This is a genomic window from Mesorhizobium sp. CNPSo 4671 (genome assembly GCF_057784245.1).
Window position 1 is genome coordinate 50,817 of record NZ_JBWLUW010000021.1, and the last position, 13,882, is coordinate 64,698.

Below are 13,882 nucleotides of genomic sequence, written 5' to 3' on the forward strand. Positions count from 1 at the left end.
CTCAGGCCCGCTCGATCTTCAGCCAGCGCGCGCAGGCGAGGTAGGCGATGGTGACGACCGCCATCAGGATGATCGACAGCGCCGAGGCCAGCGGAAAATCGCCGCGCCGGCCGATCTGCATCATCACCAGTTGCGGCATCAAAAGCTCGTTGTTGCCGCCCAGAATCTGCGGCGTGATGTAGTCGCCGATGCACAGCACGAAGGTGAGGAAGGCACCGACCATGATGCCGGGCAAGGTCAGCGGCAAGATGACATGCAGGAAGGTGCGCACCGGCCCGGCGCCGAGATCGGCCGCTGCCTTGCGGTAGCTCGGGCTGAGCTGCTTGAGGTTGGCGAAAATGGTCAGCGTCAGCAGCATGACGAAGAAATGCACGAAGCCGGTGACGGTGGCCAAGCGCGTGTTGGCGAGCTGCAGCGGCTCGCTGATCAGGCCGGAACCGGTGAGCGCGCGGTTGATGACACCGTTCTGCGCCAGCACCAGCAGCCAGGAATAGGAACGCACGACGTAAGAAGTCCAGAACGGCAGCACGGCCAGCATCAGCGCCAGCCGCTGCCAGCGTTCCGGCACCTGTTCGGCGAGGATCCAGGCGAAGGGATAGGCAAGCAGCACCGAAACCACGGTGACGATTGCCGTCACTTGCAACGAGTTCACCATCGCCTGCCAATAGGAAGGGTTGGTGAAGAACTGGCTGTAGTTGGTCAGCGTGAAACCGCCGCCCTCATGCGCCGTGAGGCTGGAAAACCCCATGGCGATGAAGGGCAGCACGAAGAACAGCAGCGTCCAGCCCAGCGCCGGCGTCACCAGCGCCCAGGGCAGGGCATGGCCCGCCCGGGGCAGGGCACGCCCGCTATTCCTGGCAGAGCTCACGAGCGGCAACCGATCACTTCGCCTGCAGCATTTCGGTCCACATATCCTGCATCTTCTTGTCGAGATCGGCGTTCGGCGCCGGATAGGCTTGCGCACGAGCGAGGAAACCCGGCTGCTCGTCGAAGCGCAGCACCTTCTTCTGGTCGTCGGTCAAAGCTGCCTTGGTGTTCGACGGCATGCCCCAGTAGCAGGATGAAGTGGCAAGCCGCGCTTGGCCTTCCGGGCTCATAATGTACTGTATGAATTTCAGCGCCAGGTCCTTGTTCTTGGAATCCTTGAACATGGCCAGCGACTGCGACCACAGCACCGCGCCTTCCCTGGGGATGGAGAAGTCCAGCGCCGGGTTCTCCTTCGCCAACCCCGCCGTAACCCATTCTCCGCCGCCGACGAGAATATCGACCTCGCCGGTGGCGAGCGCCGTCTGGCTGGCGGTGACTTCGCCGACCAGCTTGGCGTTGGCCTTCATCTTGAGCAGCTCGTCCTTGAGGGCGGGCAGGTCGGCTTCGGTCAAATCCGCCGTCTTCTTGCCGATGGCCAGTGCTGCCATGCCGATGACCGGCAGGTAATAGTCGTAGATGGCGACCTTGCCCTTGTACTTGTCGCTGGTCAGCGACGCCAGGGACTGCATGTCTGCCGGATCGACCTTGGTCTTGTTGTAGCCGATCGTGTTGTAGCCGAACTTTTCGGTGATGCCGTAGCGCTTGCCGCCGACCACGGTCGAGCCGTCCATCTTCACTTGCGGGAAGAGATCGGCGAAGGGCAGCTTGTCTTCCGGCAGCGGCTCGAACAGGCCCTTTTCGACGCCGCGCGGCACGTCGATACTGTCGATCACCATCACGTCCCAGTCGCCGGGCTGCGACTGCTCGACGATGGCCAGCCCAGCGCCGGTGCCCTCGAACTCCTTGACGTTGACCTTGACATTGTTGGCCTGCTCGAAGGGCTGCAGCAGCGCCGGATCGGAATGATCGCACCAGATCAGCGCGTTGAGATCGGCGGCCTCGGCGAAGCTGCCCACCCCAAGCAGCAGTGCCGTGGCGGCGCATGCAGCGTGCAGATGGTGCTTCAGGACGGAAAGCGGATTCCCGGATGAGGATTTGACGGACATCGAGTGTTCTCCCTTGCCTTTGTGGCTTCTTGCAAAAAATTGAACCAATTCTAAAATTGAGTCAATTCTGTTTTTGTGGCAAGAGGCTGATATGAGCGGATTGCGGGCAAGGCAAAAGGCGGACCGGCACCGGCGCATCATCGAGGCGGCGGCAGCGCTTTTTCGCGAGGCCGGCTATGAGGGCGCCAAGATCGAGGCGATCGCGGCGCAGGCCGAAGTGTCGATCGGCACGATCTACAATTACTATGAGAACAAGGGCGACATCCTCGGCGCCATCGTCTCGCTGGAGGTCAACGAGGTGCTCAATGCCGGGCGCGGCGTCGTCGCCAGGCCGCCGGCCAATGTCGGCGACGCGCTGGACACGCTGATCGGCATCTATATCGAGCACTCGCTGCACTATCTCAGCAAGGAGATGTGGCGCCAGGCGATGGCGATTTCGACGCAATTGCCCGACAGCCCGTTCGGCCAGGCCTACACCGCGCTCGACCGCTCACTCACCGAACAGATCCGCGCGCTGATCGCCCGCCTGCAGGAGATTGGCCTGGTGCGCCAGGACATCGATGGCGCTGCGCTCGGCGAGCTGATCTTCAACAACATGAACATGATGTTCATCGAGTTCGTGAAGCGCGACGAGGCCAGGATACCGGAGCTGAGGGCGGCGATAAGAAGACAGAACCGGATTTTGGTGGCGGCGATCGGGGTGTGAGGGAGTCAAGAGCAGATAGGAGAAATCCCCGTTTCGGCATCCGACCTCGTTTGATGCGAGTCCTGCCTCTTGAGTTGAGGTTAAAATCTGATGCAACTTAAGAGGGTATAAAAGGGGGGAGGGGTAGATGGGGGCGTTTTCCATCTGGCATTGGGCGATCGTACTGCTGTTGATCGGCGTGCCTGTTTTCTTTGCCGTTCGATCGGCCGTGAAGCCGTCGCAGAACCCTGAGGCTCTTGTGGGCTTCGGCGGTTGGCTGATGCTGCTGGCGATCGGTCAAGCATTGTCACCGCTACGCACATTGGCCGACTTCGCCAATTCGGCCGACGGCTACCAACAGCTCATGACCCTCTCCAATGGGCCGCTGGTGGTGTATGGCGAGGTTGCCCTCAACCTCGCATTTCTGGCGATTCAGCTGGTTGTGCTCGTTTCGATGCTGCGGCGCAGCCATCGCTTCCCGCAATTGTTTTTGCTTCAGTGGCTTGCGATCCCTGTCGTCTTTGTCCTGGACACGATCTGGATTGCCTCCATTCTGGGCGTTCCGGTGAGCCAAGTGCTCGCAGGCGATGCGCTGGTGGCGCCGATCGCCTCGTTTGTTGGGACAGGCATCTGGGTCGCTTATGTCTACAGGTCCGTCAGGGTGCGGAATACGTTCACCCGGACGAACGTATCTGCCCAGCCAGCGAGTGCTTCATAAGAAAGCGCGCTCGGAAGATTTGGACTGTCGGGGAATCGTCGGTCAGAACTGGTGCCCCCGGACGGGATCGAACCGCCGACCTTCGGTTTACAAAACCGCTGCTCTACCAGCTGAGCTACAAGGGCACGGCGCTCCGGTAGCATATTTCGTGCGCCAGTAAAGACAAAACTCCGTTTTCGGTTACCCCGGCGGTGGATGACGCCGCGGACGCCTATGCTGAAATCCGCAAGCGCGCTTCCTACATATTGGTGAGGTGCAATCGCTTCGGACTGGAGTGTCGCATGATCAGGTTTGTCATCATTCTCCCCATCGTCGTCATCGCCTGGATGTTGCTGGTGAAGCTCGTCAGCGACGTGAAGAAGGCCAATGTCGACTGGACCGGCGTGACCACGATCATCGGCTTCATCGCGCTGGCTTTCTGGCTGCGGCATGTCACGGGCATGGGATGAGAGAGCGAATAGGGAATAGCGAGTAGCAAATAGTCGGTAGTGGGACCGAGATTCCCGTGCGATCCTGCCTTCGCTACTCGCTATTTCTCCCGCTCCGCCGAAGAATCTCCTCGACCTTTCGAACCTTTCGACATGCCGCGCCGACTGATCTCCAGAGGCGAATGATCGCCTCGGTCAAGGATCCAGGAGATCATCATGTTCAAGCGCATGCTCACTTCCGCTCTCGTAGCCCTTTTCGTTGCCACAGGCGCGCTGGCCGCCACGGTTCAGACGTCGTCAGCTCACGGTATGCATCATCACTATCATCACTACGACGGCGACTATGGCGACTACTGGTGGTACCACCACCACCATCGTCATCATCATCACCATGGCGGGGTGGTCATCATCTTTTGATGCCAGGGCCTGTCGCCTTCGAAGGGCGGCCTCAGCCGCCCTTTTGCATTTTCCGTAGCCCCACAGGCAGGAACCGGCAGCATCTTCGCAAAAAATCGAAAAAAGCTTTCGAACCTTTTTCTTCGCGGCAACGACAGATGATCAAGAGGCGGATGGATCGCCTCGGTCAACGAAGCAAGGAGATCATCATGTTCAAGCGCACACTCGTTTCCGGCCTCATCGCCACCACCGTCGCCGCCACCACGCTGGTCGGCACCGTTCAGCCTTCGGCGGCTCATTCGCATCACCACGACCTCGGCATCGGCATCGCCGCCGGCGTCGGCGGGTTTGTCCTCGGCAGCCTGCTTGCCCAGCAGCCGCCGCGCACCGTCTATGTCGACGAAGATGGCGGTTCCTGGCACGTCCGTCGCTGCTTCGATCGCTACTCGAGCTACGATCCGGACTCCGACACCTATGTCGGCTACGACGGCTATCGCCACTACTGCCGGCTCTAAGAGGAGGGGGACTGTTTCAACAAAAGGAAAAAGGGGCTCACGCGAGCCCCTTTTTCCGTTGTCTGACAAATACTTACAGTTGCGTTTTCGGGCTGGAATCGGAGATCGGCAATCCGGCTGCGCCGCAGCTGCTATCGACGAGCGTTTCCGAAGCGCCGCCCATGGCGACGAGTTCGAAGCTGCTTCCCGAATCCGGGTAGATCTTGGCAAAGAAGGCTTGGTCGCCGCCATAGCTGCCGGACGGATCCCTGCCGTTGACGAAGCCGCAGACGACGATCTCCTTGCGGCCGTTCAGCGTCCGCTCGCCGGCAAGCATCTTCCCGAACCGGGCGGAAGCGGGATCCGGCAAGCGCTGACGGATGCCGGTGGTGATGATCTCCTCCAGGGCAAGCGGGATCGGAATGGGATCGACGCGCTGGCCGCCGCCGGCATCAGGTCGAGGTGCCGCCGCCACGCATCCGCAAAGTGAAGCGACAAGCAAAAGCTGAACCGTTTTGTGCATCCGTGCCCTTTCGCACGCATTCGAACGCCCGGGAAGGCGGAGTCCATGCCGCCGGTGCTTGCGGCGCCGGCATGGCCATACTGCCCGATTTCTCGACATTACGACCAGGAGCGCGCTGCCCCCGAGGCAAGCTGATCAGCCGGCTTGCAGGCCGCCGATCATCCGGGTCACCTCGGCCGCGGCACTGCGCACCATCGGGCCGATCTCGGCCAGCCGCTCCGGCGTCACCCGCACGGTTGGCCCTGACACCGAGACGCCGCCGATCGGTTCGCCGAACTCGTTGAAGATGGCGGCGGCCACGCAGCGCATGCCGGGGTGCCGCTCCTCGTCATCGACCGACCAGCCGCGCTGCTTGATGACAGCCAGGTCGTGGGCGAGGGCAGGGATCTCAGACAGTGTCTTGTCGGTGAAGCGCTGCAGGCCGGCTTTGCGCAAGATGGTGCCGACGCGTTCCGGTTCGAGATGCGCCAGCACCGCCTTGCCGATGCCGGACGCGTGGAAGGGGCTGCGTGTTCCCGGGCGGAAGAAGGCGCGGATCGCTTGGTGCGTCTCGACCTGGCTGACGAACACCACGCAATCATCTTCGGCGACGCCGAGATTGGCGGTCTCGCCGGTTCTCTCCATCAGCTCCTGCATGACGATGCGGGCGCGGTCGACCAGCTTGCGGCGGCGCAGGAATGCAGCACCCATGCGGTAGGTTTCGACGCCGATCGACCACAACTGGTCTGACGTGTCGAACTCGACCATGCCGTGGGTTTCGAGCGTCGTCAGCATGCGGTAGGCGGTGGAGGCGGCAAGGCCGCTCTGCGCCGATATCTCGCTCAACGACAGGCCGCTGCCCTCCGCGACGATGGCCAGGATGCGCAAGGCCCGATCAAGCGACTGCACCGAACTGGTTTCGGATGGTCCGTTGAATGCGCGCGGTCGGCCGCGCTGGCGTTTTTCGGTAGTTTCCATGGTGCCAGTCTCGCCGATTTCGCCAAATGTGCAATGAAAAAGTTTTTCACTACGGCGAGGCGGCAAATTCCTGGAAAACGGAAAATCCAATAAAATCAGCACACAGTCGCCGTTTTCTAGAAATGAAAAAATATTCTGAAAAAATTGAAAAATAGCCGGCTTGGTGAGATTATCGGCCATCCAACAATGACAACCCCAGTGGAGGGCCGGAAAATGGCCAGGATGCGCGCTGTCGATGCCGCGGTTCTCGTTCTCGAAAAGGAAGGTATCTCCTGCGCCTTCGGCGTGCCGGGCGCGGCCATCAATCCGCTCTATTCGGCGCTGAAGGCAAGGGGCACGATCCGCCACGTGCTGGCCCGCCACGTCGAGGGCGCCTCGCATATGGCCGAAGGCTACACCCGCGCCAAGGCAGGCAATATCGGGCTCTGCATCGGCACTTCGGGGCCGGCCGGCACCGACATGATCACCGGGCTTTACTCGGCGGCCGCCGATTCCATCCCGATCCTCTGCATCACCGGGCAGGCGCCGCGGGCACGGCTGAACAAGGAGGATTTCCAGGCCGTCGACATCGCCGCTATCGCCGCACCGGTCGCCAAATGGGCTGTCACCGTCATGGAACCTTATCTCGTGCCGATGGCGCTGCAGAAGGCGTTTCACCTGATGCGCTCGTCGCGGCCCGGCCCGGTGCTGATCGACCTGCCTGTCGACGTGCAACTGGCCGAGATCGAATTCGACATCGATGCCTATGAGCCGCTGGCGCCGTTCAAGCCGGCCATGACGCGCGCCCAGGCCGAAAAGGCGCTGGCTATGCTCAATGCGGCCGACAAGCCGCTGATCGTCGCCGGCGGCGGCATCATCAACGCCGATGCATCCGACCTGCTCATTGAATTCGCCGAAATCACCGGCGTTCCGGTCATCCCGACGCTGATGGGCTGGGGCGCCATCCCCGACGACCACCGGCTGATGGCCGGTATGTGCGGACTGCAGACCTCGCACCGCTACGGGAACGCCACGATGCTCGAGGCCGACTTCGTCTTCGGCATCGGCAACCGCTGGGCCAACCGCCACACCGGTTCGGTCGACGTCTATACGAAGGGCAAGAAATTCATCCATGTCGACATCGAGCCCACGCAGATCGGCCGTGTCTTCGCGCCGGATCTCGGCGTCGTGTCCGATGCGGGTGCGGCACTGAAAATGCTGCTCGACGTCGCCACCGAGTGGAAGACATCAGGCAAGCTGCGCGACTGGTCGGGCTGGGCCAAGGAATGCCAGGCCCGCAAGAAGACGATGAAGCGCAAGACGCATTTCGACCAGGTGCCGCTAAAGCCGCAGCGCGTCTATGAGGAGATGAACAGGGCGTTCGGCCGCGACGTCACCTATGTCACCACCATCGGCCTGTCGCAGATCGCCGGCGCGCAGTTCCTGCACGTCTACAAGCCGCGCAACTGGATCAATTGCGGCCAGGCCGGCCCGCTCGGCTGGACCTTGCCGGCAGCGCTCGGTGTTCGCGCCGCCGATCCGGACCGCACAATAGTGGCGCTGTCGGGCGACTATGACTTCCAGTTCATGATCGAGGAGCTGGCGGTCGGCGCGCAACACAGACTGCCTTACATCCATGTCGTCGTGAACAACGCCTATCTCGGCCTGATCCGCCAGGCGCAGCGCGGTTTTGCGATGGACTATGAGGTGAGCTTGGCCTTCGAGAACATCAACCGGTCAGGCGATCCCGAGGCCGGCTATGGCGTCGACCACGTCGCCGTGGCCGAAGCGATGGGCTGCAAGGCGGTCAGGGTGCGCAAGCCCGAGGAGTTTGCCTCCGCCTTCAAGCAGGCGCAGCGGCTGATGAAGGAGCACCGGGTTCCGGTCGTGCTCGAATTCATCCTCGAGCGCGTCACCAACATCTCGATGGGCACCGAGATCGACAAGATCACCGAATTCGAGGAACTTGCCGAACATCAGAAAGACGCGCCGACCGCGATCGTGATGCTGGATTAGGAGAAAAAGAATGCCGCGTTTTTCAGCCAATCTGTCGATGCTCTTTGGCGAGCATGATTTCCTCGACCGTTTTGATGCCGCCGCCCGCGCCGGCTTCAAGGGCGTCGAATATATCGGCCCCTACGACCATGCGCCCGAAGTGGTGGCCGCGAGGTTGAAGAAGAACGGCCTGACGCAGGTGCTGTTCAACCTGCCGGCCGGCGACTGGGCCAAGGGCGAGCGCGGCATCGCCGTGCTGCCGGACCGCGTGCCGGAATTCCGCCAGGGCATCGCCAAGGCGATCACCTATGCGCAGGCGCTCGGCTGCCCGCAGGTCAATTGCCTGGCCGGCATTGCGCCGGCGGGCGTCGATCGCAAGGTGCTCGAGGATGTTTTCGCTGAAAACCTCGCTTTCGCGGCGGAGAAGCTGGAGCAGGCAGGCATCCGCCTGCTGATCGAGCCGATCAACACGCGCGACATTCCGGGCTTCTTCCTCAACTATTCGGACCATGCGCTGGCGCTGATCGACCGCGTCGGCTCGAAAAACCTGTTCCTGCAATACGACATCTATCACATGCAGATCATGGAGGGGGATCTCGCCCGTAAAATCGAGGCAAACCTCGGCCGCATCGCGCATATCCAGCTTGCGGACAATCCCGGCCGTCACGAGCCGGGAACGGGCGAGATCAATTATCCCTTCCTCTACGACCACATCGACCGCATCGGCTATTCCGGCTGGATCGGCGCGGAATACAAGCCGAAGGCAGGCACCGAAGCCGGGCTTGGCTGGTTCCGGGATTTGGCCGGGCAGGGGAGCGCGGCGGCTTAAGGGCTGGCGTCGAAGCTGCCAATCTCCCACCTGTGGGGGAGATGGCCGGCAGGCCAGAGGGGGGCGCGAAGGAACGCGGCCTAACTAAAGACGGAGAACCACAATGGAAACCATAGGCTTCATCGGCCTCGGCATCATGGGCGCACCAATGGCGGGGCATCTGTTGGACGCCGGCTACAAGGTCATCGCCAGCGACCATCGCTCAACGCCGCCGGCTGATCTCATCGCCAAAGGCCTGAAAACAGTCTCCGGCCATGCCGCCGTCGCCAAGGCTGCCGACATCATCATCACCATGGTGCCTGACACCCCACAGGTCGCCGATGTGCTGTTCGGCGACAATGGCGTCGCCTCCGGCCTGTCGAAAGGCAAGCTGGTCATCGACATGAGTTCGATCTCGCCGATCGAGACCAAGGTGTTCGCTAAGAAGATCAACGAGCTCGGCTGCGACTATCTCGACGCGCCGGTTTCCGGTGGCGAGGTCGGTGCCAAGGCGGCATCGCTGACCATCATGGTCGGTGGCGAGGATAAACCGTTCGAGCGCGCCAGACCCGTCTTCGAGAAAATGGGCAAGAACATCACTCTGGTCGGGCCGAACGGCGTAGGCCAGACCACCAAGGTCGCCAACCAGATCGTCGTCGCGCTCACCATTGAAGCCGTCGCCGAAGCGCTTGTTTTTGCTTCTAAAGCCGGCGCCGACCCGGCCAAGGTCCGGCAGGCTCTGATGGGCGGGCTGGCAGCCTCGCGCATCCTGGAAGTGCATGGCGAGCGCATGGTCAAGCGCACCTTTGCGCCGGGCTTCCGCATCGAACTGCACCAGAAGGATCTCAATCTGGCACTTGAGGGCGCCAAGGCGCTCGGTGTGTCGCTTCCCAACACCTCGACGACGCAGCAGCTCTTCAATTCCTGCGCCGCCAATGGCGGCGCCAAGGAGGATCACTCGGCGCTGGTCAGGGCGCTGGAGCGGATGGCCAATTTCGAGGTCGGTGGCGAGGTGGCAAACGTCAAAGGCAAAGCGGCATAGGTCGGGAGAGGGTGGCGTAACGTTCCCAAGCCGCCCCTCTTTTTCCTGTCGAAGAACGGGTTCCTGCGTCTGTCGCCGGAACCCGTTTCTCGTTTGGGCAGGCGACCTGCCGCTTCCGAGCTCAGCCGCGCTTCAAAAATGCCCGCGCGGCGTAAAGGCTCACCGCCGCGGCGTTCGACACGTTGAGCGAGAGGATGGCGCCGGGCATGTCGAGCCGTGCCAGCGTCGTCACCGTCTCGCGCGTCTTCTGCCGCAGGCCCTTGCCCTCGGCGCCAAGCACCAGCGCGATCCTGTCGCCGGCAAAGCTGGTTTCGAGTTCCGCCGGCCCGTCCGAATCAAGCCCGATCGTCTGGAAGCCTGCCTCGTGCAGCTGCCCGAGCGCGTCTGCCAGGTTCTTCACCTCGATCTGGTCGATATGTTCCAGCGCGCCGGAGGCGGATTTCGCCAGTACGCCCGATTCCTGTGGGCTGTGGCGCGCCGTGGTGATCAGCGCGCCGGCGCCGAAGGCGACCGCCGAGCGCAGGATCGCGCCGACATTGTGCGGGTCGGTGACCTGGTCGAGCACCAGCACCAGCCTTGTGTCGCCGAGCGCGTCGAGGCGCTTCGGCTTCAACGGCTCCGCCTCGATCAGCACGCCCTGATGCACGGCGTCCGATCCGGTGATCTTGTCGATGTCCCGGGGCTCGACCAGTTCCGCCTTGAAGGGCAAGGCGGCGAGATCGGCGATCTCGAGACGCTCGGCCGCATTGCGCGTCACCAGCATTTTTTTGATCCGGCGGCGCGGATTGTCGAGCGCCGCCCGCACCGTGTGCAGGCCATAAAGCCGCACCAGGCCGTCGGCGGCGTTCTCGCCGGGCGGAACGGGCTGGCGCGGCCGGAACGCCGGGGCGCCGCCGCTCTTCTCGTCGCGGTGTGCGCGGCGCAGCTTGGCGTAATGGGTGTCTTTGGGTGTGTTGGTCTTGTTGCTCATGGCCGGCTTCTATAGCTGTCTCCACCTGCCAAGGATATGGCCCGTCGCCGCAGCCGGCGAACAACATCGAAAAAGCCTTGCCACGCGGTTGACACCCACTGGCCTTGCCGCCATAAGGCGCTTCGCTGATTTCGGACAAGACTTCTATCTCGGGCTCCGGGGTCGGCAAGAATGCCTCGTTGCATGGCTCCGGCGGCAGACTGGAGAGGTGCCCGAGTGGTTAAAGGGGACGGACTGTAAATCCGTTGGCTTAGCCTACGTTGGTTCGAATCCAACCCTCTCCACCACTGCCGGCCCGGAAGCCCTGAAACGAAAAAGCATCGGGCCGAAAAGTGCATGGCGCTTTTCGGGTGAATCCGATACTTCAGTGCAAGGCGCGGGTATAGCTCAGTGGTAGAGCAGCAGCCTTCCAAGCTGAATATGCGGGTTCGATTCCCGCTACCCGCTCCAGACTTTCATCCCACAATCGCTAAGCCCTGACACTGCGCGACCATGCGCGCAGCGCTTCCGGACATCAATATGGGCCGCCTCAGCTGTTGAACGCCGACGCCACCTGGTGCTGCTGCGGCACCTGGCCATTGGGCGTCAATTTGTCGACGATGCCGGGCAAGGCGGTGGACAACTGCTTGAGCAGTTCCTGCTCGTCCAACCCGGTCCGCTGTGCAATCTCGCGGATGACCTGCGGGCCGAGTGCGGCGCCGAGATCATTGGCATTGATCGACTGGTTCTGCCCGGTGCCGACCCAGGAATCGGCGACATTGCCGTGGCCGGCATCCCTGAGCTTGCCGAGCAGGCCGCCCAGTCCGCCGAGCAATCCGCCGTCGCTGGCGGTGGGTTCGGCCGGTACGGGTGTTTGAGGCTGATCCGGCTGTTCGGCACTTCTGCCGCTCAGCATTTTTCCGACCAGCAACGCGCCGAGCGCGATCATCAGCGGTTTGGTGATGTTGCCGCCGGGAACGGCGTTGTCAAAAAGTCCCATAGTGGATCCTCCATCTCAACCAAGCCCTGCCCACCTCTGACAATGGCGCATCCAGGCGGAATTTCAAGCTGGCTTGAGGTTTTGACAATCATATGAAAATGTCGGGCCGGCAGGGGGATGGAGAGGAAAAAATGGGTATCATCAGCTGGATCATTCTCGGCGCCATTGCCGGCTTCCTGGGCAGCAAGATCGTTAACAAGACGGGCCAAGGCCTGATCATGGATATCGTGCTCGGCATCGTCGGCGCCATCGTCGGCGGCGTGATCTGCAGCCAGCTCTTTGGCATAGGTGTCACCGGTCTCAACATCACCAGCCTGATCGTCGCTGTAGTTGGCGCGGTGATCGTGCTGTGGGCCTACCACCAGTTCAGCGGAAGGCGGACGCTCTAGGCGCCGGCTGCATCGTCTGAAACTTCGAATTTCTGCTGAGGCGAGACCGGCCTCAAGCTCGCCTATGGCATCAGCACGGCGTCGGCGTCGGAGTTCTTGTTCTGGTCAAAATCGGTCATGGGGAAACTCCCTTGGCGGATTGATCATGTCGCCGGCGAATAGACGATCAGTCCGGCCTCCGCAACAGCCGCCAAAGGCAAGGGCGCGGATGCCAACTATGCGACAACAGTCAGCCTGCGCTTGCGCTGGTCCAGCGACACGATGGTGAGCCCGCTGCCAACCACCAGCAGGATGCCGCAGACCGCCAGCGCGTTGGGGAACTGCCCGAACACGAACAGGCCCGAAATGACCGCCCAGACGGTGAAGCTGTAATAGAACGGCGCCACTGCGCTGGTCGGGCCGACGCGATAGGCCATGAAGATGAAGAAATGGCCGAAGATCAGGAAAAATCCGGCGCCGGCCAGCAGCAGCAGGTGGCGTGCTTCGGGCATCACCCAGCGCTCGGACACCAGGTGCGCCGCGCCGGCGCCGATCAGCACCACCACCACGGCGGAAATCGCCACGATCATCCCCGGCACCTCGGCGGGGACACGCCTCCCGGCAAGGTCGCGCGCGGCCGCCAGTGTGGCGTTGCCGAGCGCGAGCAGCGCGTAGACGGAAATGCCTTGCATCGTCGGTTGCGCCACCATCAGCGCGCCGATGAACCCGAGCCCGATCAGCGCCATGCGCTGGCCGCCGATGCGTTCGCCAAACAGGATCGAGGAGCCGACCAGCATCAGGAGCGGCGTGATTTGTCCCAGCGCCGTGGAATCCGCGATCTGCATGTTGGCGAGCGCCACGACGTAGCAGAGGATCGCCGCCATCTCGAGCAGGTTCCGGCGCAGCACATGGCCGTCGAAGATCAGCGGGATCTGTTTGCCGTAGCCGAGCAGGAACAGCAGCGGGAAGCCCCAGAGTGTTGCCGCTACACCGCGCAGGAACAACACTTCGTAGGACGGCAGCCCCGTGGTCGCGAGTTTCATCATCGTATCGTTGACGAGATACGACCCCGTCGAAACGATCATGAACAGCGGGCCGCGGATCGAGGCAGGGATGAAATGCATGGGGGCAAGAGATCAGACCCCGGTTGCCGCCGCAATGGGCCATCAACTGGCGGTGATCCAGACAGGGATTGGCGGGCAGGAGCCCTCGATGCAGGCCGCGATCGCTCGGCCGGTCAGCCATTTCATTTCACCCATCGCCTTCCTATATCAGCGCCATACTCCCGCAATCGGATCCCAGGTTCGGACTGAGTGAGACGGCACCCGGCCAAAAGACGCTTGTGTTTTTTGGCCTTTGTCGCTAATCGCCCCGCATTCGACTGAACTGAAGGTCAAGGCCGTCCAAGGAAAGAGACTATGGCAAAAGGTAAATTCGAGCGCACTAAGCCTCATGTGAACATCGGCACGATTGGTCACGTTGACCATGGCAAGACGTCGCTGACGGCGGCGATCACGAAGTATTTTGGCGAGTACAAGCGCTACGACCAGATCGATGCGGCGCCGGA

At 62.2% G+C, this 13,882-nt stretch carries 17 protein-coding genes and 3 tRNA genes; 12 read left to right on the top strand and 8 right to left on the bottom strand.

Annotated elements, in window-relative coordinates; translation table 11 throughout:
• Position 1: 1 nt before the first annotated feature.
• Entirely contained in the window at positions 2-868 is an 867-nt protein-coding gene (locus tag AC04SF_RS33900) for an ABC transporter permease (RefSeq protein WP_488481313.1), read from the bottom strand.
• Positions 869-881: 13 nt separating this feature from the next.
• Positions 882-1,973 (bottom strand): polyamine ABC transporter substrate-binding protein, encoded by a 1,092-nt coding sequence (locus tag AC04SF_RS33905; RefSeq protein ID WP_488481314.1) that lies wholly within the window; start codon positions 1,971-1,973, stop codon positions 882-884.
• Positions 1,974-2,064: 91 nt separating this feature from the next.
• Between AC04SF_RS33905 and AC04SF_RS33910 the strand changes: the two genes are divergently transcribed.
• Entirely contained in the window at positions 2,065-2,679 is a 615-nt protein-coding gene (locus AC04SF_RS33910; RefSeq protein WP_010909235.1) for a TetR/AcrR family transcriptional regulator, read from the top strand.
• A 127-nt stretch (positions 2,680-2,806) separates the two neighbouring features.
• Complete coding sequence (locus AC04SF_RS33915; protein ID WP_488481315.1) at positions 2,807-3,376, top strand: DUF2569 domain-containing protein; 570 nt, start codon at positions 2,807-2,809, stop codon at positions 3,374-3,376.
• A gap of 49 nt (positions 3,377-3,425) precedes the next feature.
• On the opposite strand, the gene AC04SF_RS33920 is transcribed toward AC04SF_RS33915, so the two are convergent.
• Positions 3,426-3,501 (bottom strand) — tRNA-Thr (locus tag AC04SF_RS33920).
• Between the two features lie 156 nt (positions 3,502-3,657).
• Between AC04SF_RS33920 and AC04SF_RS33925 the strand changes: the two genes are divergently transcribed.
• From AC04SF_RS33925 to AC04SF_RS33935, 3 genes are all read left to right on the top strand, one after another.
• Positions 3,658-3,825 (top strand): hypothetical protein, encoded by a 168-nt coding sequence (locus AC04SF_RS33925; RefSeq protein ID WP_488481316.1) that lies wholly within the window; start codon positions 3,658-3,660, stop codon positions 3,823-3,825.
• Between the two features lie 195 nt (positions 3,826-4,020).
• The gene (locus tag AC04SF_RS33930; RefSeq protein ID WP_488481317.1) at positions 4,021-4,221 is read left to right on the top strand and encodes a hypothetical protein; all 201 of its coding nucleotides are present in this window, start codon (positions 4,021-4,023) and stop codon (positions 4,219-4,221) included.
• 188 nt (positions 4,222-4,409) lie between these two features.
• On the top strand, positions 4,410-4,715 hold the full coding sequence (locus AC04SF_RS33935) for a BA14K family protein (protein WP_488481318.1): 306 nt from the start codon (positions 4,410-4,412) through the stop codon (positions 4,713-4,715).
• A gap of 73 nt (positions 4,716-4,788) precedes the next feature.
• Here the strand turns inward: AC04SF_RS33935 and AC04SF_RS33940 are convergent, their stop codons facing one another.
• Positions 4,789-5,217: a hypothetical protein gene (locus AC04SF_RS33940; RefSeq protein WP_488481319.1), complete on the bottom strand. Its 429-nt coding sequence runs from the start codon at positions 5,215-5,217 to the stop codon at positions 4,789-4,791.
• A 135-nt stretch (positions 5,218-5,352) separates the two neighbouring features.
• Positions 5,353-6,174 (bottom strand): HTH-type transcriptional regulator BhcR, encoded by an 822-nt coding sequence (gene bhcR, locus AC04SF_RS33945; RefSeq protein WP_488481320.1) that lies wholly within the window; start codon positions 6,172-6,174, stop codon positions 5,353-5,355.
• A 213-nt stretch (positions 6,175-6,387) separates the two neighbouring features.
• Between bhcR and gcl the strand changes: the two genes are divergently transcribed.
• The 3 genes from gcl to AC04SF_RS33960 all read left to right on the top strand — a co-directional run bounded on the left by gcl (position 6,388) and on the right by AC04SF_RS33960 (position 9,998).
• Positions 6,388-8,169: a glyoxylate carboligase gene (gene gcl / locus AC04SF_RS33950; protein ID WP_488481321.1), complete on the top strand. Its 1,782-nt coding sequence runs from the start codon at positions 6,388-6,390 to the stop codon at positions 8,167-8,169.
• A 10-nt stretch (positions 8,170-8,179) separates the two neighbouring features.
• The gene (gene otnI, locus AC04SF_RS33955; protein WP_488481322.1) at positions 8,180-8,977 is read left to right on the top strand and encodes a 2-oxo-tetronate isomerase; all 798 of its coding nucleotides are present in this window, start codon (positions 8,180-8,182) and stop codon (positions 8,975-8,977) included.
• Between the two features lie 103 nt (positions 8,978-9,080).
• On the top strand, positions 9,081-9,998 hold the full coding sequence (locus AC04SF_RS33960; protein WP_488481323.1) for a 2-hydroxy-3-oxopropionate reductase: 918 nt from the start codon (positions 9,081-9,083) through the stop codon (positions 9,996-9,998).
• Between the two features lie 121 nt (positions 9,999-10,119).
• On the opposite strand, the gene AC04SF_RS33965 is transcribed toward AC04SF_RS33960, so the two are convergent.
• Positions 10,120-10,968, bottom strand: coding sequence for a TrmH family RNA methyltransferase (locus AC04SF_RS33965; protein WP_488481324.1), 849 nt, complete (start codon positions 10,966-10,968; stop codon positions 10,120-10,122).
• Between the two features lie 202 nt (positions 10,969-11,170).
• Here AC04SF_RS33965 and AC04SF_RS33970 point away from each other — a divergent pair.
• Positions 11,171-11,255, top strand: a tRNA-Tyr gene (locus tag AC04SF_RS33970).
• Between the two features lie 89 nt (positions 11,256-11,344).
• Positions 11,345-11,418: transfer RNA gene (locus AC04SF_RS33975), tRNA-Gly, on the top strand.
• 79 nt (positions 11,419-11,497) lie between these two features.
• Here the strand turns inward: AC04SF_RS33975 and AC04SF_RS33980 are convergent.
• Positions 11,498-11,947, bottom strand: coding sequence for a YidB family protein (locus tag AC04SF_RS33980; protein WP_488481325.1), 450 nt, complete (start codon positions 11,945-11,947; stop codon positions 11,498-11,500).
• Positions 11,948-12,078: 131 nt separating this feature from the next.
• On the opposite strand from AC04SF_RS33980, the gene AC04SF_RS33985 reads away from it, so the two are divergent.
• Positions 12,079-12,336: a GlsB/YeaQ/YmgE family stress response membrane protein gene (locus tag AC04SF_RS33985; RefSeq protein WP_488481326.1), complete on the top strand. Its 258-nt coding sequence runs from the start codon at positions 12,079-12,081 to the stop codon at positions 12,334-12,336.
• Positions 12,337-12,551: 215 nt separating this feature from the next.
• Here AC04SF_RS33985 and AC04SF_RS33990 read toward each other — a convergent pair whose 3' ends face one another.
• Positions 12,552-13,439 carry a DMT family transporter gene (locus AC04SF_RS33990; protein ID WP_488481327.1) on the bottom strand — a complete coding sequence of 296 codons (888 nt, stop codon included), beginning with the start codon at positions 13,437-13,439 and terminating at the stop codon, positions 12,552-12,554.
• Between the two features lie 294 nt (positions 13,440-13,733).
• Here AC04SF_RS33990 and AC04SF_RS33995 point away from each other — a divergent pair.
• Positions 13,734-13,882: GTP-binding protein (locus tag AC04SF_RS33995; RefSeq protein WP_232375805.1), on the top strand; the 149-nt coding region annotated here is incomplete at its 3' end.

What these genes read in the sequence shown, in the direction of transcription:
- AC04SF_RS33905 (WP_488481314.1), bottom strand. Translation starts at nt 1,973, where the DNA reads ATGTCCGTCAAATCCTCATCCGGGAATCCGCTTTCCGTCCTGAAGCAC.
- AC04SF_RS33910 (WP_010909235.1), top strand. Translation starts at nt 2,065, where the DNA reads ATGAGCGGATTGCGGGCAAGGCAAAAGGCGGACCGGCACCGGCGCATC.
- AC04SF_RS33915 (WP_488481315.1), top strand. Translation starts at nt 2,807, where the DNA reads ATGGGGGCGTTTTCCATCTGGCATTGGGCGATCGTACTGCTGTTGATC.
- AC04SF_RS33925 (WP_488481316.1), top strand. Translation starts at nt 3,658, where the DNA reads ATGATCAGGTTTGTCATCATTCTCCCCATCGTCGTCATCGCCTGGATG.
- AC04SF_RS33930 (WP_488481317.1), top strand. Translation starts at nt 4,021, where the DNA reads ATGTTCAAGCGCATGCTCACTTCCGCTCTCGTAGCCCTTTTCGTTGCC.
- AC04SF_RS33935 (WP_488481318.1), top strand. Translation starts at nt 4,410, where the DNA reads ATGTTCAAGCGCACACTCGTTTCCGGCCTCATCGCCACCACCGTCGCC.
- AC04SF_RS33940 (WP_488481319.1), bottom strand. Translation starts at nt 5,217, where the DNA reads ATGCACAAAACGGTTCAGCTTTTGCTTGTCGCTTCACTTTGCGGATGC.
- bhcR (WP_488481320.1), bottom strand. Translation starts at nt 6,174, where the DNA reads ATGGAAACTACCGAAAAACGCCAGCGCGGCCGACCGCGCGCATTCAAC.
- gcl (WP_488481321.1), top strand. Translation starts at nt 6,388, where the DNA reads ATGGCCAGGATGCGCGCTGTCGATGCCGCGGTTCTCGTTCTCGAAAAG.
- otnI (WP_488481322.1), top strand. Translation starts at nt 8,180, where the DNA reads ATGCCGCGTTTTTCAGCCAATCTGTCGATGCTCTTTGGCGAGCATGAT.
- AC04SF_RS33960 (WP_488481323.1), top strand. Translation starts at nt 9,081, where the DNA reads ATGGAAACCATAGGCTTCATCGGCCTCGGCATCATGGGCGCACCAATG.
- AC04SF_RS33965 (WP_488481324.1), bottom strand. Translation starts at nt 10,968, where the DNA reads ATGAGCAACAAGACCAACACACCCAAAGACACCCATTACGCCAAGCTG.
- AC04SF_RS33980 (WP_488481325.1), bottom strand. Translation starts at nt 11,947, where the DNA reads ATGGGACTTTTTGACAACGCCGTTCCCGGCGGCAACATCACCAAACCG.
- AC04SF_RS33985 (WP_488481326.1), top strand. Translation starts at nt 12,079, where the DNA reads ATGGGTATCATCAGCTGGATCATTCTCGGCGCCATTGCCGGCTTCCTG.
- AC04SF_RS33990 (WP_488481327.1), bottom strand. Translation starts at nt 13,439, where the DNA reads ATGCATTTCATCCCTGCCTCGATCCGCGGCCCGCTGTTCATGATCGTT.